Source organism: Candidatus Poriferisocius sp. (assembly GCF_965204015.1).
In the GTDB taxonomy this organism is placed as follows: Bacteria; Actinomycetota; Acidimicrobiia; order Acidimicrobiales; family Bin134; genus Poriferisocius.
Window position 1 is genome coordinate 1,204,999 of record NZ_OZ241965.1, and the last position, 22,007, is coordinate 1,227,005.

Consider the following 22,007-nt stretch of genomic DNA (forward strand, 5'->3'; position numbering starts at 1 on the left):
CTGGACGAGCCTCGCGTCGTCTCGTCGCTTGGGCAGTGGCATGGGTGGTGATCGCCGGTCTGCTGCGGATCACGTTGGCCGCGCCCGAGGTGTGCCCGGAATACTCCCCCGGCGACGGACAAACCGCCATCGACGCCGGGGCCGACTGGATCGTTCGCACCCAGGAGCCCAGCGGGCGGTACCTGTACGAGTACGACCGGCGCACCGATTCGACGGTGCCGGGCTACAACCTGGTCCGCCACGCCGGGGGCACCATGTCGCTCTACCAGCTGGCCATCGCGCAACAGGGCCAAAACCACCAGGTAGTGGAGGCCGCCGACCGGGGCATGAACTACCTGTTGGAGCGGGCGGTGGACACCGGAAATGGGGGCATGGGGCCGGCGCTGTCGCCCCGAGGGCCGGTGAAGACGGGGACGGCATCGCTGACGCTGGTGTCGCTGGCCCATCGGCGCATCCTCACCGGCGACCCGCGCTACGACGGCGAGATGCGGGCGCTGGGCCGGTTCCTGATGGGCCAGCAGCTGCCCGACGGCGGGATGCTCAACTTCTGGGATCCCAAAACGGGCGCACCGGTGCCCGGAGAGCGGTCCCGGTTCGCCACCGGGGAGGCCGCCTGGGGTCTGGCCCTGATGCACGAGGCCTTCCCCGGCGAGGGCTGGGATGCCCCGGTATGGGCCATCATGGACTACCTGTCCACCGAGCGCGACGAGCTGGAAGAGCTGTGGCCCCCGCCGTGGCCCGACCAGTGGGCCGCCTACACCCTGGGCGAGATGGCCGAGTGGGGCCTAGAAGACCACCATCTCGATTATGCCCGGCGCCTGGCCGGCCGGTTCGGCCAGATGATCCGCTGGGACGCCCAACGGGAGGGGGTGGCCGAGCTTTCCCACCTGCCCATGCCCCGCGGCGGCGGCTACGGCACCATCCTGGAAGGGTTGGGCGGCCTGGAATGGCTGGCAATTCAAGAGCCCCGGTTCCTGCCCTCCAAACCAGTATTTGCGTACGGCGACACCGGCTGGTCGTCATTCCCTATCAACTCGCCGATTCGGGATCGGCTGGAGTGCGGAGCGGCCCGCTTGGCCGATGCCCAAGACGCCGACGGCGCTTGGTACTACGACGACCAGACCAGGGTGGACGACCAGCAGCACGCCATCTCAGGCCTGCTGATGGCCGACTACAGATTCGATTTGGGAGGAATGAAGCCATGAAAGCGAGACGACCATGAGCGGACTCGGACCGGTGATGTTGATGGTGCTGGCCGCAGCCAACCCAGCCGCGGGCGCGCTGACCGTGGCCTGGCGGCCATCGAATAGGGATCAGTGGCGTCCTCGGGTGGTGTTAGCCGTCGCCGCGGCGGTGGGTGCGCTATGGGTGATCGCCGCGCTGGCCGACCCCATCCTCGACGGCCTGTCGGTGACCACCGGCACGTGGCGACTGGCCACCGCGGTGCCCTTCGCAGTGGCCGGACTCCGCTGGATGTTATGGCCCGCCCGCCCCATCCACGACGAGCCCCGCGCCGGAACCCAAGTAGCCCTCATCGCCCTCACCGTCATGTTCACCCCCCAGCTAGTAGCCGTCGTCCTAGCCACCGCCGCCCACGACGGCACATGGCGCACGATGGCCGGCGTAGTCCTAGCCGCCGCCCTCACCGCCGCCCTCCTCTGGTTCCGCGCCACCCCCACCCCCCTGCTATCAGTGATCGCCCGCCTCCTAGGCGGCATCGCCGTAGTTTTGGCAATCGCCCTAGGAGTAGACGGCACCCAAACCCTCTGAGCGCCGTCAGCTATGTCAGACCTCAGCTTCGGCGAATCTCCTGGAGGCCGTCGGTGGGGGTCCAGGTGTCGATCACCAATTCTTGGCCTTCGACGCGGGTGAGGGTGGCCCGGGTGATGTGGGCGGTGAACAGAACCATGATGTCGGGGTTGTCGATTGGGAAGCGGTGGCCGGCAATGAACTTGTCCACCTCAGCGGGGGTGGTTGACACGGCTTGCCCGTCGATGCGGGCATCGCCGAGCAGCAGCTCCTCGGTGTCCGGCGAACTATGCAGCGAGAATCTCGGGTCGCGGCGCAGGTCCGCCGCTTTGAGCGAGTCCGGGCTCATGCCTAGCCATAAGTGCCCGTCGCGAATCGGCGCCTCCATCCCCGACAGCCGGGGCGACCCATCCAGCCGCAGCGTCGCCATCACCACATGCAAACGGCTCTCAAACCGCAACCGAATCCGCTCGGCCAATTCAGGAGCCTGCTCTTCAAACCACCCCCAGGAGACCGGAGGGGCTGCTTGTCGAGTCACGGTTTGAGGGCAGTGAGGGGCACTACGGCAATGCCGTCGTCGGTTTGGTAGCCGTGGCCGAATGCGGTGAGCACGATGAGACGAGCTGGTTCTCCGCGACGGGTGGTGTCGATCTGTGAGCGGACGGCTCGCAACGAATCCATGGCGTCGGCGATGGCCTCTCCTCCGCCGAGCTTGATCTCCACGGCGGCCCACTGGCCGTCCAAACCCTCGATCACGGCATCGGCCTCAAGATCATTCGAATCGCCGTAATAGTAGAGGTGGGCATCCAGCGACTGGGCATACACCCGGAGGTCGCGGATGGCCATTGATTCGAATAGCAGCCCCATCGCCTCTGTGTCTTTGGCGACGGACGCTGCCGACGTGGTTAGGGCGGCGACGGCCAGTGCGGGGTCGCTGAAGAAGCGCTTTGGGGATTTTCTCAAGCGGGCCGAAGATCTCAGATGGGTGGTCCACGCTGGCAGCGGCTCTAGCACGAACAGGCGGGCCAACTCGTCCAAGTAGGCCCTAATCGTCGAGCGTGCCGGCGGGCTGCCCTCCTCCTCGGTCATATCCTTGATCAGGGTGGCGCCGGAAGCGGCTGTGGCTTCGTTTCGGGCCAGGGATGCCAATAGGGCCCTCACCAGTTGGGGATCGCGCTTGACGCCAGACACACGGGAGATGTCGGTGCGGGTGATGTTGTCCAAGTAGTCGCGTAGGCGGGCTTGGGCGGTGTTCGGCGCCATCTCGATCATGCGTGGCCACCCCCCTCGACAAATCAGAGAGGCAACGCTGCTGTAGGTCTGCTCGGCGTCTTTTGCCAAGCACCGCCCGCCTTCCAGCAGTGAGGCCAGGGATACTTCCCCGCTCGAATCCCCCGACTCCCACAGCGCCATCGGCCGCATCCGCACCCGGGCGACTCGTCCTGCACCAGAGTGCTCGGTGATGTCGTCGGGCGGATTCTGCGATCCGGTGAGAAGGAAGTGCCCGAACCCGCCTCGCCGGTCACAGGCATGTCGCATCGGATTCCATATGCCTCGAACGAGCTGCCACTCGTCCAGCAATCGGGGCTCTTCTCCCTCAAGGATCGAGTCCGGGTCCACTTCGGCGGCGACGCGCAGAGCTTCAGAACCGTCTAGGAACACCTCGCTGTTGGCGAATTTCTGACCGGTCCACGTCTTGCCGCAGCCTCGCGGCCCTTCGATGAGCACAGCAGGCGATGAGGCCAGAGCCTCAGCAACCTCGTGGTCTACCACGCGGTCCAAATAGTTTGGGTTGCGGGTGTCAGACATGTTTCCTCCAACAGAAAGCATATCTTCAAACTCCACTTTACAGCGATTTTACACTCCATTTTGCAGCAGTCTCAGACTCCACTTTGCAGAATCCCAGATCAAGCAGCCTGACCACCTAGAGCGCAACGTGTACAGCCTCCGGTCGAATGTGTCACACCCTTCAATAAGGTGGTCCTGTGTAGTTGCAGCGACCTCCGCACGAGTGCTCCATGAGGGTTGGGTGTGTGCTGGTGACCCATCTGCGGGCGAAGGTGGAGATGAGCCGGCATGGCCATCTGAAGGACAGTCCTGTGTTGATTGTCGATGGCAATGCATCGAAGTCGAGGGCTCTCATCGTGGATCGTTTCCCCGCCGCTCGCGAGGTGAGGGAGGGCATGAGCTTGGCGGAGGCGATGTCGCACCATGAGGACGCCGTGGTGCTGGATGCCGACGAGCCTTACTATCGCCAGGTTTTTGCCCGCGTGCTGGCCGCCTTGCAAGAAGTCAGCGACCGCGTGGAGGGGGCTGATCTCGGCATGGCCTACGTCCGATTGGACGGACTGGAGGGGCTCTACGGCGGTGAAGAGGGCGCTGTCTCCGCGCTGTTGGACGCGGTTCCCGCTTTTCTGAGCCCCCGTGTCGGGGTGGCAGACGCCAAGTTTCCCGCTTTCGTCGCTGCCCGGGCGCGTTCGGGTCCGGGTGCCTCCCAGGTTGACGACGATGTGGGGGCTTTCCTCGCCCCGCACAGCATCGACCTGCTTCCGGTCTCGGCCAACGCGAGGGGCGAAATGCACCGCTTCGGCCTGCACACTATGGGTGCCGTCGCCTCGATGAGCAGGCATGTGCTGGCCGACAGGTTCGGTCCCGAGGGCCAGCGGGCGTGGTCGCTGTGCCACGGCATCGACGACACCCCCGTGGTGCCCCTGGCCTCTGAGGAACCGGTGGTGGAGCGCATCTCGCTGTCGCTGCACTCCTCCTCCATCGAGGCCCTGCTGGTGGCGGTGGACGCCCTTCTGCGACGGGCATTCACACGGCCCGAGGTGAAGGGCCGGCACGCCGGGGTGGCACATCTGCTGGGAGCGGCGCCGGGCTGGCCGACGTGGGAGCGAAGTGTCCGGTTCAAGCAGCCCGTCGACGCGTGGGAGAGGGCCGCCGAAATCGTCCGAAGCCGGTTGGGGGCCGACCCGCCGTCCCATCCCATCGAGGACGTGACGCTCACCCTGGCGGACTTCACCGGCCAGTCGATTGCTCAGCTGGCGCTGCTGAAGGACGCTCGGCGCGACCGGCTTCAGCGGCTCGTCGAGGCCGACCGCAGGCTGCGGCCGCTGATGGGAGGCAGGCATGCCCTGTACCGAATCGCCGGCGTCGCACCCTGGCACCCCGTCCCGGAGATGCGGTTCCTCCAAACGCCCATCGACCCATCGGGACAGGACACCATCAGGCCATTGCTGGCCCCGAACCCCGTGGACGTGCGCGAGGACGCGGCGGGCGAGCCGCGGTCAGTTTGTGCGGGCAGGCGCTGGACGGAGGTGGCCCGCATCGACGACCGGTGGACAATCGACCTGTGGTGGCTCCCCAAGCCCATCACCCGCTCCTACTACCGGATCGATCCCGGCGACGGCAGGCTGATCACCCTGTTCCGAGACTGCGTTGACCACCGCTGGTATCGACAAAGCGCCTGATAGCGGACTCTGATGGGAACTACTAGTGGCGAACTGCTGACGACAGGCTTCTGATGGCTGCCTGGGTGGAGCTTCGGGCCAAGAGCTTCTACTCCTTCGGGGAGGGAGCGTCGCATGTCCACGAGCTGCTGGCGCAGGCCAAGCAGTACGGCTATCCGGCGCTGGCCCTGACCGACACCAATCTGTGCGGCGCGCTGGAGTTCGCCCGGCTGGCCAAGAGCCTGGGCACCCAGCCCATCACCGGCGCAGAGCTGACGCTGACCGACGGCTCGAGGATTGCCCTGCTGGCGAAGACCCGAGCGGGGTACTCCAACATCTCGCGTCTGTTCACCCTGGCCAATGCCTGCGACCGCCGGGATCCCAAGCTCGACCCTTCCCACCTGCCCGATCACTGCGAAGGCGTGGTTCTGCTGACCGGCGGGCGCGACGGGCCGCTCTCGCGGTTGGCGACCGACGACCGCACCAGCGAGGCCCACGGCCTGCTGAAGCAATACTTCGACTGGTACGGGCCCGGCTCGGTGTATATCGAGCTTCAGCAGAACTTCTTGCCCGGCGACACCGACCGCAACCGCAAGCTGGCCGGGATCGCCGCCGAAGCCGGCGCCCAGGTGGTCGCCACCAACGACGTCCACTACCACACCCCCAACCGTGCCCGGCTCCAACACGCGCTGGTGGCCGCCAAGCTCAACACCACCATCGATCAGGCCCTGCCGCACCTGCGGCCCAACCATCATCTGCACCTGAAGCCCCCCGTGGAGATGGAGCGCCTCTTCAACCATTGCCCACAAGCCGTGTCCAACACCCTTCGCGTCGCCGAGCAGTGCTCCTTCGACCTCAGCACCGACCTGGGCTATGCCCTGCCCGATGCCGCGGTGCCCCCCGGCTGCACGCCTCAGAGCTACCTGGAACAGCTCTGCCGCGAGGCGGCCGTCCGGCGCTACGGCGGCATCACCTCAGAGGTGGAGCAGCGCCTCGACGAGGAGTTCTGCTTGATCGAGCGCCTCAACCTGGCCGGCTTTTTGCTGCTGTACCGGCAGATCGCGCTGTTGGCCCAGCGGATCCTCGTGGAGCGGGGTGCCGTCAGCCCCGAGACGCCGGTGGAGGAGAGGCCGCCGGGGCGGGGGCGCGGCTCGTCGGTGTCCCTGCTCGTCGGATACCTCATCGGCATCAGCCACGTCGATCCCCTGAAGTGGAACCTCACCCTGGAGCGCTTCATCTCCGAGGACATGACCACGCTTCCCGACATCGACCTCGACTTCCCCCGGGAGCTGAGAGACGAGCTGATCGAGCGGGTCCACCGCCACTTCGGACCCGAGCACGCCGTTTTGGCCGGAGCCGTCACCACCTACAAGGTCAAGGGCGTCATCCAAGCCCTGGGCAAGGCGCTGGGACTGCCCCAAGAGCGCCTCGGGCTGCTGTCGAAGCGGCTGCACTCCCGCCACGCCGCCGACCTCCGCAGTGAGATGACCCAGATGGCGGACTTCAAAGACAAGGTGGACGCTCCCCGATGGCGCGACCTGCTCGATCTCGCCCCGCAGCTCATGGGCGCTCCCCGGGGGCTGAGCCAGCACGTGGGCGGCATGGTGCTGAGCAGCTCGCCCATCTCGGAGATGGTCCCCATACGGGCCGGGGCCACCGAGGGCCGCTACATCATGGACTGGGACAAAGACAGCGTGGCCGACGCCAACTTCGCCAAGATCGACCTCTTGTCGCTGCCGGTGCTCGACCAGATCGAGGAGGCTCTCGACCTCGTGGAGGAGCGGGAGGGGCACCGGCCCGACCTGGGCCGGACCGACCTGGAAGATCCCGGCGTCTACGACATGATCAACGCGGGCCTGTGCAAGGGGGTGTTCTTGCTCCAGTCCCCCGCGCAGTTGAAGATGGCCCAGCGGCTGAAGTCGCGCGACCTGCTCGACCTCGCCTATCAAGTGGCCCTCATCCGTCCCGGCGTGGGCACCCAGGGCAGCGCCGTCTCCCAGTTCGTGGAGCGCTACCGCCACGGCGCGGAGTGGGAGTACGACCACCCGCTGGAGAAGCGCGCCCTGGAGCGGGGGTACGGCATCATCGTCTGGCAAGAGCAGGTGGTGCAGCTCATCGAGGATGTGGCGGGCATGACGGCGGCCGAGGCCGACGAGGTGCGCCGCGCCTTTGCCCGGCCCAACAGCGAGCACCTGATCGATCTGTGGTGGAAGAAATTCGCCGAGGGCGCCCGGCTGAACGGCGTCCCGGAAGAGGCCGCCGAGAAGATCTTCTCCAAGATCAACGGCCACTACATGTTCCCCGAGTCGCACTCCCACGCCTTCGCCGTGACCGCGTACCAGGCCGCCTGGCTCAAGCGCTACCACCCGGTGGAGTTCTTCACAGCGCTGATGAACAACCAGCCGATGGGCTTCTACCCCATGGAGACGCTGAAGCAGGATGCCCGGCGCTTCGGCGCGCCGTTTCTGAACCCGTGCGTCAACCGGAGCCGAGCCGTGTGCTCGCCAGAAGGCGGTTCGGTGCGGCTGGGGCTTCAGCTCATCACCGACGTGGGGGCGGAGTCGGCCAAGCTCATCACAGAGGAAAGACAGCGCCAAGGCCCCTACACCACCGCCGGCGATCTGGTGCGCCGCACGGGATTGAAACCCCAGGCGGTGCTCTCGCTGGTGCTGGCCGGGGCGTTCGACGCCATCACCGCCAACCGCAGGGAGGCGCTGTGGGAGTCGGGGCTGCAAACCCGACCCTCGGGCCGCAACCAAACCGCCCTGTCGCTGCCCACAGACGAGCGCGTGCCCCCGCTTCCCGACTTCACCGAGCGGGAGAAGATGATGGGCGAGTACCGGGCCATGGGCATCTACCCCGCTGGCCACCTCATGGAGTTCATCAGACCCGATCTCGGCCCCAGGGTGCTGCCCACCGCCGAGGTTGAGAAGCTCGGCGACGACGAAACGGTCAAAGTGGCCGGCTGGCCGGTGGCCCGACAGCACCCGCAGGGGCGCAACGGCACCGTGTTCGTGACCATCGAGGACGAAACGGGCGACACCCAGGTGATCGTCGGGGCCGACGTGTTCGCCCGGCGGCACCGGGAGCTGCGCAGTCAGGTGATCACGGTCACCGGGCGCATTTCCACCTGGGACGGGACCGTGAACGTGATCGCCACCGACCTGCGCGCCGTCGACTCGGGGGTCGCCATGCCGCCGTCGCACGACTGGCACTGAGACAGCACTCGGGGGGGTTGGTGGGATGCCCTGTTCAGGCTCATAATGGGGTCGAGATGTGTAGCCGGTACAGCCTGACCGCCAGCCTGGATGAGCTGGCCCGGCGGTTCGACTTCGACAGCAACCGGGACGACTTCGAGCCGAGGTACAACATCGCCCCCACCCAGCAAGTGCTGGCCGTGGTCGGCGGCAACGCCCGTCGAGCCGGCTTCATACGCTGGGGGCTGATCCCCCAGTGGTCCAAGAGCGACTCAGCGGGCCCACCCATCATCAACGCCCGGGCGGAGACGGTGGCTGAGAAGCCCACTTTCCGTGACTCGCTGCGACGCAGGCGATGCCTGATCCTGGCCGACGGCTTCTACGAGTGGCAGAAGATGGGCGACGCCAAGCGCCCCATGCGGGTCGCCTTGCGATCCGGCGAGCCATTCGCCTTCGCCGGGCTCTGGTCGATGAGCAGCGACCCAGAGGGCAACCGGATCTCGTCATGCGCGATCATCACCACCGCGGCCAACGACCTGCTCAGACCGATTCACCACCGGATGCCGGTAATCTTGTCGGAGGAAGTGGAGGACCTCTGGTTGGACACCGCCCTTGACGACTCCCAGACGTTGACCCAGCTCCTCGAGCCCTATCCTGACGATGCCCTGGAGGCCTACGAAGTGTCTGCCCTGGTCAACTCCGCTTCCAACGACCGCCCCGAGGTCGCCACCCCCCTATAGGCAGCTAGCGAGCATGAGCTGAACCACATGAGAATCACCCGAATCGGAACGGCCTGCTTGTTCGGCTCGGCCGTGTTGACCGCCCTCGTCATTGCCGCCTGCGGCAACGACGACGTCTCAGCGCCGACCCCGCCAACCGAGGCGGCCACGGCCCAGTCCACCGTCGAGGCGACCCCGGAAGCCGCTGCGACCAGTACCGCTTCACCCACCGTCGAGGCGACCAGTGCACCCCTGTCTCCACCCGCCGAAGAACCAACCCCCGACTCGACGCCCGACCCCACCCCTGTGCCGACCGCCGCGCCAATAGCCACCCCCGCGCCCACTCCTGAACCGACGCCTGAGCCCACCCCGACACCTGATGCCAGCACTACCATCGAGGTGGAGGTGGCGGGGGGCAAGCCGGTGGACGGAGTGCAGCGCCACCGGATTGATGCCCGAGATACCGTCACGATCATCGTGAACGGCGATACCACCGATGAGCTGCACATCCACGGCTACGACCTAGTGGTGCGCTTCGCCCCCGGCCAGCCCGGAACTATCACCTTCGAGGCTGATATTCCCGGCATCTTCGAAGCCGAGACCCACCACCACGGCGATCTGGTGATGGAACTCGAGGTGCGGTGACCGCCGATCTGGGCTCGGTATTGGCTCACGGGGTGGGGGCGCGGGGAGACCTGCCCTTGCCGTTCTATCTGTTCGGCATCGGAGCCGCCGTCGCCTTGATGGCCACCTTCATCAGCCTGAGCTTCTTCTGGCACCGGGCCTGGCTGCCCGGGGCCGCCACGGGTCGGAGCTTCGGGACAACGGCTGGCCGGGCGCTGGACGTGATGGCGATTCCTGCCCGATTGGCGTCGCTGGCGGTGTTCGTGCTGGCCCTGGCCAGCAGCGTGAGCGGCGCCGCGGTGGGAAGCCAGCGGTTCGGACCGCTCACGGTGTACGTGGCGCTGTGGGTGGGGATGGCGATGGTATCCGCGGTGTTCGGCGATGTGTGGCGGGTGCTCAACCCGTTCGAGACCATCGCCGCAGCTATCGAGTGGACCGCGGGAAAGCTGGGCCTGCCCCAACTCGACGACACCGACGAGATTCCCGGCGGCTACTGGCCGGCGGCGGTGGCGTTGTTCTGGTTCCTGCTGTTTGAACTCTGCTACCACGAAGGCACCACCAACGAGGCGGTTGGCGGGGCCATGATCGCCTACACGGTGGGCATGGTGGGCGGATCGGCGGTATACGGGCGGCGCTGGCTGCGCCAGGCCGACGGTTTCGGCGTGCTCTTCTCGCTGTTGGCCAAGATGGCGCCCATCTACCGCGACAGCATTGGCGCAATTCGGTTGCGGCCCCCGCTGTCGGGGCTGACCACCGTCGCCCCCCGCATAGATCTACTGGCCGTGCTGTTGGTGGTGCTGGGCGGAACCACGTTCGACTCGCTGGCCGGCAGCACCCTGTGGCCCGACCTGGTAGGCACCCACCGGGGCTGGACCGCCACCGGGATCAACACCGCAGGGATGATCATCGTCATGGCCATCATGGCCTTCCTCTACTACTTGGGGTCGCTGGCCGTGGGCTGGTTCACCGAGCAGAGCGCTACCGAAGTGGCCCGGCGCTTCGCCCACTCCCTGGTGCCCATCGTGCTGGGCTACACCGTGGCCCACTACTTCTCGCTGCTGGTGCTCGACGGCGGCCAGAACTTCCTGCGCCTGCTGTCGAACCCGTTCGACCGAGGGTCCAACTGGTTCGGAACCGCCGACTGGGCGGTGAACTTCTTCTTGGTGTCCACCGACGCCATCGCCTGGGTGCAGTTCCTGGCCATCGTGCTCGGCCACATTGCCGCGGTGCTGGTGGCCCACGACCGGGCCGTGGAAACCAGCGACGCCAGCGAGGCCACCTGGACCCAGCGCCCCATGCTGCTCGTCATGGTCTTCTACAGCGTCGTCGGCCTCTGGCTGCTCCAAAAGGCCTAGCTGAACAACTCGGAATACAGTTGGACATGGCATCGCAAGCCGAGTTGGTCCACCTGAAGAACGACGAGCCGCTCGAGCACGTGTTGGAAGTGCTCGACACCGACGGGGCGGTGATCGTGGAGGAGTGCTTCAGCGCCGAAGTGATCGACCAGATCCTCGTCGAGCTGATGCCCTATGCAGAGAAGCCCGACTCCAACCGGACCTATATCAGCCCCACGATCGCCGCATTCTTCGGCGAGCACACCCGCCACGTGACCGGTCTGGCCTCCAAGTCGCCCACCTTCGTGACCGAGGTTCTGCTCCACCCGCTGATGCTGGGCATTGCCGACGCGGTGCTGGGCCCCAACTGCTCCGACATCCAGGTGAACGTGGCCCACATGCTGGTGGTGGGACCGGGGGCCCAAGCCCAGTTCCCCCACCGCGACGAGGATGTGTGGCCTCACATGCCCCAGCCCAGCCCCGAGATGGAGCTTTCGTCGGTAACCGCGCTGTGCGACTTCACCAAGGAACTCGGCGCCACCCGGGTGGTGCCCGGCAGCCACCGCTGGGAGCCCGACCGCTGGCCCGAGCCCCACGAGTTCGCCGACGCCGAGATGCCCGCCGGCTCCCGGTTGATCTACCTGGGGTCGACCATCCACGGCGCGGGCACCAACAGCACCGAAGACCAGCACCGGCCCGCCTTCCACCTGAGCTACATGTTGGGCTGGCTGCGCTCCGAGGAGAACAACTGCCTGGCCACCCCGCCCGATATCGCCCGCACCCTCCCCCGCCGGGCCCAAGAACTGCTCGGCTACGACATCCACTACGCCGTCGACGACGGCGGCGGCTACCTCGGCGCCCTCGACATGAAGATCCCCGCCGACATGCTCGCCTCCGGAGAGCTCTGAGCCGCTGGCAGCCGTCCTAGCCCGAGGTCAGCCAAGCAGGGTGAGCGTGTCGCCGACGCTGATGGTGCCTGCGGCGGCGACCTCGGCGTTTGTGCCAAAGCAGGCGAAGGCCCCGTAGTCGAATTCCTTGCGGGCGGTGGCGGCGAGCACTTGCAGCACGCTCTTGGCCTGCTCGTAGCCCGGCTGGGCCAAGGTGGTCATCACGCAGCGGGGGGTGGCGTCTCCGATCCGGAGCTCCGCGTCGCCGATCTTGACATCGAGGTCTTTCCAGGCCAGATCGGCAAACTCCCCCGAACCGGTGTCGTCGTGGGCGTCGAGCACGATGTTGGGGCGAAATCGCTCAGCACCGAGCTTGACGCCGTCCAGCAGCGAGGCGAGGTGCGTCATCGACTGGCGCACGATGATGTGGACGGCAGAGGCGTCCACAAACGATGTCTTCTCGGTAAGCGCAGCGACGGGCAGATCAACCTCCACATCGGAGAGGACGGTGCCGGGGATCTCCGGCCACTCGCTGCCGTACATCTCCTCGCGGCCCTCCTCCACTTCGACCAACCGGACGGGTTCACCGAGCGTTTCGGTCAACGCGGCATCAAGCTCACTGTTGCCCACGGGATACTCCCTGCCGTCAGGGGCGCCAACGATCACTCGGCCATCAGCCTGTGCCTTGGCGCTCCACGAAAGGAGCTGCCCATAGGGTCGCGGCCGCTTGGCACTAGCGATCTTGCCGGTCTCGGCACTGCGCACCGCCCACCGCCGATCCCCAACAACGGCGCTGGTGCGAAGCTCAAGGCTCTCGACCCGCTCCCCGCCCATCGACTTGACGGGATACCGCCACAGCTCAGCAATGGAATACGTCGTCATTTCGCGCCCACGGCAGAATTCGAATTCTCGTTGTTTCCCCAGGTTAGCCGCTCAATTCGTTCGAGTAGGCTGTTGTGTCCCACAATCTGTCCCACACGAGCAAGAATATGCCGACCCGGTCCGCTCTTCTTAGCCACATCGAGGTGCGCGTCGGCGAGCGCTCCTTCGAACTCGGCACGGACGCGGTAGACGCGTAGTCAGAGTTGCTCAGAGCGGCTGAGCCTCCGCTACCTGAGGCTCAGCCGGACGGGGCGGGCTTTAGCACGGCGCACTGTCTTGGGGTGGGGGCTGGCGTGTGGGGGGTACACGGCATGCCATATGAGTCAGGTGGCTTTCTATATGTGTGCGATATAGATTGATGGTTGCCAGTTTGCTTGATAATTTGCTTCCCCTTTTCGGGTGGGGCACGGGAACTCGGGAGGCTGACCGGTGGCTACAGAGGGCGTGGGAACCAACTTCGAGGCCGGGAGCGACAGCAGCGGGGTACGCCGTTTCTTGAGGGCTGCCATCACCCCCCCCCCCCCCAAGAACAGGCGTTCTGTGCTAGCTCGCAGCTTCTGGGCGTTGGTGGCGGTCGCGCTGGCCGCGGCGGGGTTCGTTCTCGTTCACAACGCGCCGCCCGCTGCTGCTGACCACGGCGAGACGACCATCTGGTCGGCCACGCTGACGGCGGGCCCCTTGGTTGTTGGCAACGGTTGCGAGAATGGCTTCACCGGTGTGGAGTGCAGTTCGACAAGTGTGCTGACTGACGATGACTTCAGGTTTGCTGGCGCTGACTATGCCGTTACCGGTTTGGGGACAATAAGTGGCGTAACACTTGACTTAAGTTTCGACAAGGAAATCCCCGCGGCCATAAGGTCCGGTGGGACGCTGTATGCCGACGGCAGTGCGTTGAGGCTGGCGGACGCTAGTCTCAGCGAGAACAAAAGGTCTGCAACCTGGTCCAGCACCGGCCTGAGCTGGTCGGCGGGCGACAAGGTGAGGTTGAGCCTGACGAGGGGGGTTCGGGCCGGGGATTTGGATCATACGTTTGGGATTGGCGGCAAGGTGACCACGGCGTTCAATTCCGTGCACAGTGAGATCTTCGACATTGTGGAGCAGCCGGACGGCAAGATCGTCGCGGTGGGGTGGGCGACCAAGGTCAACCGGCACGGCAGCGAAGAGGTCACCAGCAAGGACTTCGCGGTGGTCCGCTACAACCCCGACGGGTCGCTGGACACCGGCTTCGGGGACGAGGGGCGGGTGCTGACCAATTTCACCGTTCCCGGCAGCCACAACGGCGGTGACGATGAGGCGCGTGCGGTGGCGTTGCAGTCCGACGGCAAGATCGTGGTGGCCGGCTATGCCGCGAACCCGAATCTCGGCCAAGAGTTCGTCGTGGCCCGCTACAACGTCGACGGGTCGCTGGACACCGGTTTCGGGCCGGAGTACGCGGGGAGCAAGCGGGGCTTCGCGGTCCACAACTTTGTGGCGACGGCACAGAACGATGTCGCCAACGCGGTGGCGGTCCAGACGGTCGGCGGCGCCGAGCGGATCCTGGTGGGCGGGCAGGCCGGCAGCAGCTTCGGGCTGGTGCGCTACAGCTCCAGCGGGGTCCTCGACGCCGGTTTCGGCAGTATTCTCAGCCAGACCACCCGCTCCGGCTTCACAACCGTCAACTTCAGCAGCACCTTGGAGGACGGCGCGCAGGCGATGGCGGTGGACGCAAGCAACAAGATCGTGCTGGCCGGGTTCGCCACCAACGACAACAACACGGCCTCCAACACCAACGACGACCACCAAGACTTCGCGCTTTTGCGGCTGACCACCGCCGGCGACCCCGACGGCACCTTCGGCACCAACGGCACAGTCAGAACCAACATCTCGGGCACCAGCGGCGATGAGATCAACGACATCGCCATCGACTCGAACGGCAAGATCGTCGCCGCGGGGCTCAGCATCGGGAATATAGGCCAGGGGGTGTCGGGCCCGCGCTTGACCTTGGCGCGCTACAACACCAATGGCGCGTTGGACACCGGCTTCAGCTCCGACGGTCATGTGACCACTCTTGTTTCCGGCACTGCCCGGGCCAATGCGGCCCATGCGGTTGCGGTTCAGTCCGACGGCAAGATCGTCGCGGCCGGGTATGGGGGGTCTGGTTTCGCCGTCTACCGCTACACCAGCGCCGGCGCCTTGGACACCGCCTTCAGCTCCGACGGCAGGGCGTCCGTCAGCATCGGCGACGATGGGAACGAAACTGCCCGCGCCATCGCGCTGACCGACGGCGGCGGCATCCTGGTGGGCGGCGAGGCCGCCAGAGGCCATACCGTCTCCGATTTCGCCCTGGCCCGGTTCACCAGCGCGGGCGCGCTCGACGAGGACGGCGGCTTCGGCGCCGGCGGCGTCGTGATCACCTCGTTCAGCTCCGCAGAGGCCGAGACGACTGCGATGGCGGTGCAGTCCGACGGCAAGATCGTGGTGGTCGGCACCGTCGAGCGCTCCGCGAAGTTCGGGCTGGCCCGCTACAGGCCTTCTGGCCTTTTGGACAACGACTTCGGGACCGCCGGGAGGGTGACCACCGACTTCGGCGCCAACAAAGACGTGGTCAGGGCGGTGGCGATCGACTCGAGCGGCAACATCGTGGCGGCGGGATTCACCAATAACGGCACGAACGACGACATCGCCGTGGCGCGCTACACCAGCGCGGGGGCGCTCGACACCGGCTTCAGCACCGACGGCAAGGCAACCGTGTTCTTCGGCAGCTCGAACGATTTCGACGAGCAGGCGTTCGCGGTGGCGGTGCAGAGCGACGACAAGATTGTGGTGGCCGGCTACATGACCAACGACAACAACACGCCCGGAGATCCGGCTGATAACCACCATGACTTCGCGTTGGTGCGGCTCAACACCGACGGGACGCTCGACACCGGCTTCGGCACCGGCGGGCGGGTCAGCACCGCCATCAGCTCCGCCAACGACCAGATCAACGCGATGGTGATCGACCCCGACGGCAAGATCGTGGTGACCGCGAACGGCTTCGCGCTGGCCCGCTACAACGCCAACGGGACGCTCGACACCGGCTTCGGCACCGGCGGCACCGTGACCGCCGGCATCGGCTCCAACGCCGACGCCTACGCGCTGGCCATTGACTCGGCCGGCAAGATCGTGGCGGCCGGCGCCGCCAACGAAGACTTCGCGCTGGCCCGCTACAACGCCAACGGGGCGCTCGACACCGGCTTCGGCACCAGCGGCACCGTGACCACCGACGTCTCCACCGCCGACGACGAGGCTGACACGGCCTTTGCGGTGGCGATCCAGTCGGACGGGAAGATACTGGCCGCCGGGAACGCCAGGGACTTCATCGACTTTTCCGGTCCTCTCGCGCTGGTCCGCTACAACGCCGACGGCACGCTGGACACCGGCTTCGGCACCGCCGGCACCGGCAAGGTCACCACAGACTTGGTTGCCTCTCAGGCCGATTCGGCGGTCGCGATTGCGCTGCGTCCCGCGGGCAAGATCCTGGTGGCCGCCGCAACCTTAGACCTCTACTTCAATGAAAGCGTTTTCGGCCTGGTCCGCTACGTGGAGCAGACCCCGGTGTCCACTGAGGCGACGCTGAGCGCGTTGTCGGTGAGCACGAGCACCGACGGCTCGACCTTCGGCGGCACCGCAACGCTGTCGCCGGCGTTCGCGTCGGGCACGCTCGTTTACTCGACGACGCAGCGCTCGACGGTGTCCCATGTGAAGGTGACGCCGACGGTGGCCGACTCGAACGCCGCGGTGACGGTGAACGGCGCGGCCACGGCCAGCGGCACGGCCAGCGCCTCCATCGCGTTGACCGCGGGCACCGCGACCACGGTCAGCGTGGTGGTCACCGCCGAGGACGGCACCACGACGAGCACCTACACCATCACCGTGGAGGTGGACTCGGGCGACGCCACGCTGAGCGCGTTGTCGGTGAGCAGCAGCACCGACGGTTCTACCTTCGGCGGCACCGTGCCGCTGGTGCCCGCGTTCAAGCCGGCCACCACGTCGTACTCGGCGTCGGCTGAGCCCGACGTCACCCATGTGAAGGTGACGCCGACGGTGAGCGACTCGAACGCCTCGGTCACGGTGCAGGGCACGACCACGGCCAGCGGGTCGGCCAGCGCGGCGATCGCGGTGTCCATGGGCACCACGACCACGGTCAGCGTAGTGGTCACCGCGCAGGACAACCAGGTGTCCAAGACCTACACCGTGGGGGTGAACGTCGGCCAGGTCGCCACGATTGCGGTGGCGCCCAACCCGGTGGGGGAGGGCTCATCGGCGCAGATCACGGTCACGATCACCGAGGCGAAGGCCACTGCTATCAGCATTCCGCTGGTGGTGACGGCCGGCTCCGCGGAGTCGGGGGACTACAGCGCGCCGAGTTCGGTGCCGATCGCAGCGGGCGCCACGTCGGGCACCGCCGCGCTGCGGGCGCTCCAGGACTCCGACGCCGACGACGAGACGCTGACGGTGGCTTTGGGCGCCAGTCTGCCGGCCGATCTCAACCCGGGGTCGCCGAACTCGGTGACGGTCACCATCGACGACGACGAAGTGCGGTCAACGGTGTCGATCACCGGGATGCGGTCGATTCCGCTCCTCGAGGAGGGGGTTGTCAGGGAGGGGGAGATTCTCTACGTGTTCGTGGGGGTCTCGCCGGCGCAGCCGAACCGGATCACCATTCCGCTGGAGTACGCGAACGTGGACTCGGAGTCGAGCGACTACTCGGGCCCGTCGTCGGTCACGGTGGGAGCGGGCCAGTCGTACGGGTTCGCACAGATCCGGATCCTGCACGACAGCGACGCGCAAGACGAGCACTTCACGGTCTCGCTGGGCGCCAACCTGCCGCCCTTGACCACCGCGGGCACGCCCAGCGCGTGGACCGTCACCATCGACGACGACGAGTTCTCCTCGAGGGTGTCGATTGCCCGGGTTCAGCCCGACCCGGTGCTGGAGGGCGAAACGGTGTATGTGGTGCTGAGAATGAGTCCGCCCCAGCCGGTGAGCGTGACCATCCCGGTCACGCTCACACCGGGCTCGGCGGAGTCGGGCGACTACGCCCCGCTGACGTCGGTCACCTTCGACGCGGGCCAGCCCGAGGGGGTCGCCACGCTGCGCGCCAACCACGACAGCGACACCGACGATGAGACGCTGACGGTGTCGGTGGGCGACACCCTGCCCGATCTGGTCACCGCGGGCGCGCCCAGCTCGATGACGTTCACCATCGAAGACGACGACGCCACCGTGACGCCGCGTCAGAGGCCCAACGTGTTCGATCCCGAGCCGGGCAACAGCAGCTTGTTGGTGGCCTGGTACATCCGCGACGACCACTCGCCGTATGCGAGCTTCGACGTGCAGTACCGGGCCAAGGGCACGACCTCCTGGTCGACCGCCAGCGCCAGCGCCGCGCTGAACGAGGGCAGGGGCAGCCACACGATCAGCGGTCTGGCCAACAACACGACCTATGAGGTGCGCGTGCGGGCCCGCAACGCCGCCGGCACCGGGCCCTGGTCGTATCGGATCGAGGAGGGCACGCCAGTTGCGCCGCCGGCCGCGCCCACCATCAGCAGCGTCGAACCACCGACCAGATACGGCAGCGGAACCAAGCTGGCCGTCACCTGGAACGCGCCCTCAACCGCAGTGACGGCCTACCACCTGCGCTGGCGCGAGCAGGGCACCTCGGCATGGCAGCGACGGGGATCGCTGGACGGCGACAACTGGCTCGCAAACTACCGAACGGGCGGGCAGATCTCCGGCCTCACCCCCGGCACCACCTACCAAGTGCAAGTGCGCGCCCTCATCGGCAACAGCACCAGCCCATGGTCCGCCACCGCCACCGGCACCACCGCCACCGGCACCGACTGACAACCCACCCCGCCGCGTCGCCCAAGGAGCCGCCCATGAGATTCGCCCGCCAATGCCCTGTCTGCGGCTGGCACCCCACCGGCCCCATCACCCACCTAGAAGCAGCCCGAGCGCACGCCACCGAAGTCGGCGGGTTCAAAGCCCGCCGCCACCACCGCAAAATAGCTAAACAGGCCGCGGCCCGCGACACGTGGAACCGCATCCTGCGCCGGAGCGGGCAGCGACGATCCTCTCCAAACGGGGCTACGCTGCGCGCCCGGCTGAATGAGGGGAAGGGTTCCAATGGGTCATAGAGCAGCGCTCTACAAGGTAAGGGTCGGTGAACTCCACCGGTGGTCGCGACAGCTTCGATGAACTACCTCAACTCATCGACAATTTCAGCGGTGGATCTCTCCAAAGCTGTAATTCCGGTACCGATGTCTACTTTCAACGATTCAATACTACTGCTTACAGAGGCCTATACCAGTGCGATGATCGAAATGGCGACGAATGTGACAATGCCGATATTCGCATATCAAGCAACACCGGCACGCTTCCCACTAATGAAAGGCGCAAGACCATATGCCACGAGGTTGGCCACTCAGCTGGAGCAACCCACCATTCGAGCGGCTGGGGGTGCATGGTGTCGGGCACCTCCACCTCTCAGACTTATGTACAACACACGATCGACCACATGGACGAACTGGAGGTTGAGGACTCATGAAACCTGTATACGACTCATCAAACCCAACAACACTGAAGCCGGCCAATCGCCGGATTCACCTCCGTCTGCTTCGCGGTCTTGCACTCATCATCGCATCTCTGATCGCGGTTGCCTGTGGTTCCAGTGCCGAGTCCGAGGAGGCATCTCCCTATACCTATGACTCATACTTCCAGTCGTTCCATTTTGACTATAACCCGGCTGCCACCGTCCAGGATCTGGCCGAGCGCTCAACAATCGTCGTTGAAGCCACGCTGATCGATGTAGAAAATGGGCGTTTCTTCGGCGCTTCTGAGGATAAACCCGAAGGTGTAACCCTCAATCTCGTGTTTGAAGACGACGACAGGACAAGATATTACGTTCAGATACCCAGACCAATGGACTCGGATGTCATGCAATTGCGCTCTGTGCTGCCCATCGGCGCCCAAAGCGTCATCTATCTACAGCCAAACAACGATCCCCTCGAAGGCGTCTGGTACAATACTCGCAGCGACGGCAACGAATGGTATTTCACTACGCCACAAGGATGGATTCTCGACCATCCACAACGAGGAATCATATTCGCACTCTTGGGCAACGAATTCGAACTGCCATTTCCTGGTGCTCCAACCGCAGTCAACGAAGACCTTGACGACTGGCTGGTTGCCGAGAAGAAGACCTGAACTGGCCCTCGAACTGAGCAGTTCATTCGGCGAAGCTCTGGCGAACGACTAGAGGGAGTATTCGACGACGGGGCTGACTTCCATGAGGGTGCCTCAGCGCCTCTTAGTTGTGTAGAAGTAGAAGCCGATGGCGACGGCGACGGCTATCAGGAAGAGGTCGAGTATGCCCATCAGACTGGGGCCTCTTCGATTTCGCCGTCCCAATGGAACGCTTTCGTGATCGCCCAGTCCGCCATCTTGGCCAGGGGACTGCTCCACCCCGTCGATTCCCGATCCTGCTTTGAGCCGCACGCCGGGCCTCAATCCAGAGTCAGATGGGCGGTAACTACCTGGCCCTTGCCCTCTCCGCTCTTGGCGAGCACGCTCACTTGGTAGGTCGCGCCGCTTCGAAGGTTGCGGAACACGACGTGTTGCTTCTTGGAGCCGGGCCTTCTGACATCGACCGTGGTGCCCTCGCTGTCTTGGAGCGTCACCTCGTAGCGGGTGACCGTGCCGCCGCTGGTCGGGGCGTCCCATTTGACTCGTAGCCTCGTGCCCTCGCCCTTCGGCACCAACTGCAAGTTCTGCACCGGCCCTGGCACCGGGTCGTTGTCGTGGATGGTGATACGGCGCGAGTCCTTTAGGCCCGTGGCCGTGTTGACGGCGTTCACCTCGATCGTTTCGGGGCCCTCGTGAATGCCGTCGTCGACTATCGGCAAATATGTCGTCGCCCAATACCCGCCCTCAGGAACGGTCACTGTTGCCGGCATCGTGAAATCTTTGCCTTCAGTTGCCGTGCTCCCAGCGCCCACACTCAACTCGACCGTGGCGCCGCCCTCCGGGGCCGGATACTTCAATACAGCAGTCACACGCACACTTTTGCCCCCCTCGCCGACGCTGTCGGGGCCGAGGAGGTAGATCTGTGGTTCTCTCGAGAAATCCCAGATCTTGAGAATCACACCGATCGGCTCGGGCATCTTGTAGGGCGCATTGCTCACCGGGGTCAGCTTCAGGACGATCCACTCGGCGCCTTCGTTTTTGCGATCAGCGTGCGCACGCACCTGGAAAGACGCGAACTTTTCGTAGGCAACGACGGTGAGCTTTTTGGTCGACAGCGTGAAGTCCTCGCCTTCGGTCGCGGTGTGGTGCCGATGGTTCGTGTCCACCTCGACATGCACCGTGGTGTCGACCGGCAGGTACGAGTAATAGACGGTGTGTACCTTGTCGGTCGGGTACTCCTCGTCGTTGTCGTTTTCGAGGTGGACGCCGGGGGTCGGACGGAAAGTGACCGTCACATTGACAGCACGGCCCTCGTCGAGGTCGGCCGAGTTGGGCCCTTCCAGCCGCAGCACCGGCGGAACGACCACCAGCTCCCGCCCGCACCTGGGGATCGGCTGGCAGAACCTATTGGGATCGGGGGGCGCTGTCGGCGCGCCGCCGGTGATAGCCCACGGGCCGCTGCCGGACGCGTCGATCGCCCGCACGCGGAGGAAATGGCGGAGGCTGTTGCGCAGACCCGAGATCGTGTGCGAGGGGTCGGTGCCGCTGTGGCCGGCGTCGACCCATCCCGTGGACGGATCGCCGGGCGTGCTCGCCTGCTGGTTCGCTGCGTCGCGGGTCTTGTACTGCACATCGTACCCGATGACCGCCGCGGACGGCGCGAGCCAGGTGAGGCGCAGCTCGCCGTCGCCGGCGTGCGCCTGGAGGTCGGCAGGGCTCCCGACGCCGACGGAGTCGTTGGCCTGAGCCGCGGCCGGGCCGTTGAGAATGAGAACCGAGGATCCGACGAAGGCCAAGACCAACAACAGGACCGCTGGCCGAACGCCAGTCCTAGCTGAACTTCCCCGATGATCCGAGCGATCGTTGCGCATTCGGGTCTCTCCTTCCTATCGGCGGGAGCGGCACCTTGGGCATTAGAGCAAGGGAACACGACCGACCTCGCCGCGGATGAAGCTAG

The 22,007-nt window shown here is 65.8% G+C and carries 16 protein-coding genes; 11 read left to right on the top strand and 5 right to left on the bottom strand.

The annotated features are described in order from the left end of the window. The first annotated feature begins 35 nt into the window (after positions 1–35). Together ACOGJC_RS05515 and ACOGJC_RS05520 are read left to right on the top strand one after the other, a co-directional pair. Complete coding sequence (locus ACOGJC_RS05515; RefSeq protein ID WP_419847511.1) at positions 36–1,205, top strand: hypothetical protein; 1,170 nt, start codon at positions 36–38, stop codon at positions 1,203–1,205. Positions 1,206–1,218: 13 nt separating this feature from the next. Further along, positions 1,219–1,770 carry a hypothetical protein gene (locus ACOGJC_RS05520; protein WP_419847512.1) on the top strand — a complete coding sequence of 184 codons (552 nt, stop codon included), beginning with the start codon at positions 1,219–1,221 and terminating at the stop codon, positions 1,768–1,770. 22 nt (positions 1,771–1,792) lie between these two features. Here ACOGJC_RS05520 and ACOGJC_RS05525 read toward each other — a convergent pair whose 3' ends face one another. Then, entirely contained in the window at positions 1,793–2,287 is a 495-nt protein-coding gene (locus tag ACOGJC_RS05525; RefSeq protein WP_419847513.1) for a pyridoxamine 5'-phosphate oxidase family protein, read from the bottom strand. After that, positions 2,284–3,558: an ATP-binding protein gene (locus ACOGJC_RS05530; RefSeq protein ID WP_419847514.1), complete on the bottom strand. Its 1,275-nt coding sequence runs from the start codon at positions 3,556–3,558 to the stop codon at positions 2,284–2,286. The genes ACOGJC_RS05525 and ACOGJC_RS05530 overlap by 4 nt, the downstream gene beginning before the upstream one ends. Before the next feature lie 209 nt (positions 3,559–3,767). On the opposite strand from ACOGJC_RS05530, the gene ACOGJC_RS05535 reads away from it, so the two are divergent. Genes ACOGJC_RS05535 through ACOGJC_RS05560 form a run of 6 tightly spaced genes read left to right on the top strand, consistent with a single transcriptional unit; the run spans position 3,768 to position 11,980 of the window. After that, the gene (locus ACOGJC_RS05535; protein WP_419847515.1) at positions 3,768–5,219 is read left to right on the top strand and encodes a DNA polymerase Y family protein; all 1,452 of its coding nucleotides are present in this window, start codon (positions 3,768–3,770) and stop codon (positions 5,217–5,219) included. A 53-nt stretch (positions 5,220–5,272) separates the two neighbouring features. Continuing rightward, positions 5,273–8,416, top strand: coding sequence for a DNA polymerase III subunit alpha (locus ACOGJC_RS05540; RefSeq protein ID WP_419847516.1), 3,144 nt, complete (start codon positions 5,273–5,275; stop codon positions 8,414–8,416). Positions 8,417–8,472: 56 nt separating this feature from the next. Further along, complete coding sequence (locus ACOGJC_RS05545; RefSeq protein ID WP_419847517.1) at positions 8,473–9,135, top strand: SOS response-associated peptidase; 663 nt, start codon at positions 8,473–8,475, stop codon at positions 9,133–9,135. Between the two features lie 27 nt (positions 9,136–9,162). Then, positions 9,163–9,759, top strand: coding sequence for a hypothetical protein (locus ACOGJC_RS05550; protein WP_419847518.1), 597 nt, complete (start codon positions 9,163–9,165; stop codon positions 9,757–9,759). After that, on the top strand, positions 9,756–11,093 hold the full coding sequence (locus ACOGJC_RS05555; RefSeq protein ID WP_419847519.1) for a hypothetical protein: 1,338 nt from the start codon (positions 9,756–9,758) through the stop codon (positions 11,091–11,093). Before ACOGJC_RS05550 ends, ACOGJC_RS05555 begins: the two co-directional genes overlap by 4 nt. A 26-nt stretch (positions 11,094–11,119) precedes the next feature. Continuing rightward, on the top strand, positions 11,120–11,980 hold the full coding sequence (locus ACOGJC_RS05560; RefSeq protein WP_419847520.1) for a phytanoyl-CoA dioxygenase family protein: 861 nt from the start codon (positions 11,120–11,122) through the stop codon (positions 11,978–11,980). 27 nt (positions 11,981–12,007) lie between these two features. Here the strand turns inward: ACOGJC_RS05560 and ACOGJC_RS05565 are convergent, their stop codons facing one another. After that, positions 12,008–12,841: an MOSC domain-containing protein gene (locus ACOGJC_RS05565; protein WP_419847521.1), complete on the bottom strand. Its 834-nt coding sequence runs from the start codon at positions 12,839–12,841 to the stop codon at positions 12,008–12,010. Between the two features lie 1,068 nt (positions 12,842–13,909). Here ACOGJC_RS05565 and ACOGJC_RS05570 point away from each other — a divergent pair. The 3 genes from ACOGJC_RS05570 to ACOGJC_RS05580 all read left to right on the top strand — a co-directional run bounded on the left by ACOGJC_RS05570 (position 13,910) and on the right by ACOGJC_RS05580 (position 20,071). Further along, on the top strand, positions 13,910–18,709 hold the full coding sequence (locus ACOGJC_RS05570) for a cadherin-like beta sandwich domain-containing protein (protein ID WP_419847522.1): 4,800 nt from the start codon (positions 13,910–13,912) through the stop codon (positions 18,707–18,709). A gap of 35 nt (positions 18,710–18,744) precedes the next feature. Next, positions 18,745–19,002, top strand: coding sequence for a hypothetical protein (locus ACOGJC_RS05575; RefSeq protein ID WP_419847523.1), 258 nt, complete (start codon positions 18,745–18,747; stop codon positions 19,000–19,002). Between the two features lie 406 nt (positions 19,003–19,408). Further along, positions 19,409–20,071, top strand: a complete 663-nt coding sequence (locus ACOGJC_RS05580) for a hypothetical protein (RefSeq protein ID WP_419847524.1) — start codon at positions 19,409–19,411, stop codon at positions 20,069–20,071. Positions 20,072–20,164: 93 nt separating this feature from the next. On the opposite strand, the gene ACOGJC_RS05585 is transcribed toward ACOGJC_RS05580, so the two are convergent. Further along, complete coding sequence (locus tag ACOGJC_RS05585; RefSeq protein WP_419847525.1) at positions 20,165–20,362, bottom strand: hypothetical protein; 198 nt, start codon at positions 20,360–20,362, stop codon at positions 20,165–20,167. Between the two features lie 8 nt (positions 20,363–20,370). Then, positions 20,371–21,846, bottom strand: a complete 1,476-nt coding sequence (locus ACOGJC_RS05590; protein WP_419847526.1) for a fibronectin type III domain-containing protein — start codon at positions 21,844–21,846, stop codon at positions 20,371–20,373. Positions 21,847–22,007: the final 161 nt, after the last annotated feature.

What these genes read in the sequence shown, in the direction of transcription:
- ACOGJC_RS05520 (WP_419847512.1), top strand. Translation starts at nt 1,219, where the DNA reads ATGAGCGGACTCGGACCGGTGATGTTGATGGTGCTGGCCGCAGCCAAC.
- ACOGJC_RS05530 (WP_419847514.1), bottom strand. Translation starts at nt 3,558, where the DNA reads ATGTCTGACACCCGCAACCCAAACTATTTGGACCGCGTGGTAGACCAC.
- ACOGJC_RS05535 (WP_419847515.1), top strand. Translation starts at nt 3,768, where the DNA reads ATGAGGGTTGGGTGTGTGCTGGTGACCCATCTGCGGGCGAAGGTGGAG.
- ACOGJC_RS05540 (WP_419847516.1), top strand. Translation starts at nt 5,273, where the DNA reads ATGGCTGCCTGGGTGGAGCTTCGGGCCAAGAGCTTCTACTCCTTCGGG.
- ACOGJC_RS05545 (WP_419847517.1), top strand. Translation starts at nt 8,473, where the DNA reads ATGTGTAGCCGGTACAGCCTGACCGCCAGCCTGGATGAGCTGGCCCGG.
- ACOGJC_RS05550 (WP_419847518.1), top strand. Translation starts at nt 9,163, where the DNA reads ATGAGAATCACCCGAATCGGAACGGCCTGCTTGTTCGGCTCGGCCGTG.
- ACOGJC_RS05560 (WP_419847520.1), top strand. Translation starts at nt 11,120, where the DNA reads ATGGCATCGCAAGCCGAGTTGGTCCACCTGAAGAACGACGAGCCGCTC.
- ACOGJC_RS05565 (WP_419847521.1), bottom strand. Translation starts at nt 12,841, where the DNA reads ATGACGACGTATTCCATTGCTGAGCTGTGGCGGTATCCCGTCAAGTCG.
- ACOGJC_RS05575 (WP_419847523.1), top strand. Translation starts at nt 18,745, where the DNA reads ATGAGATTCGCCCGCCAATGCCCTGTCTGCGGCTGGCACCCCACCGGC.
- ACOGJC_RS05580 (WP_419847524.1), top strand. Translation starts at nt 19,409, where the DNA reads ATGAAACCTGTATACGACTCATCAAACCCAACAACACTGAAGCCGGCC.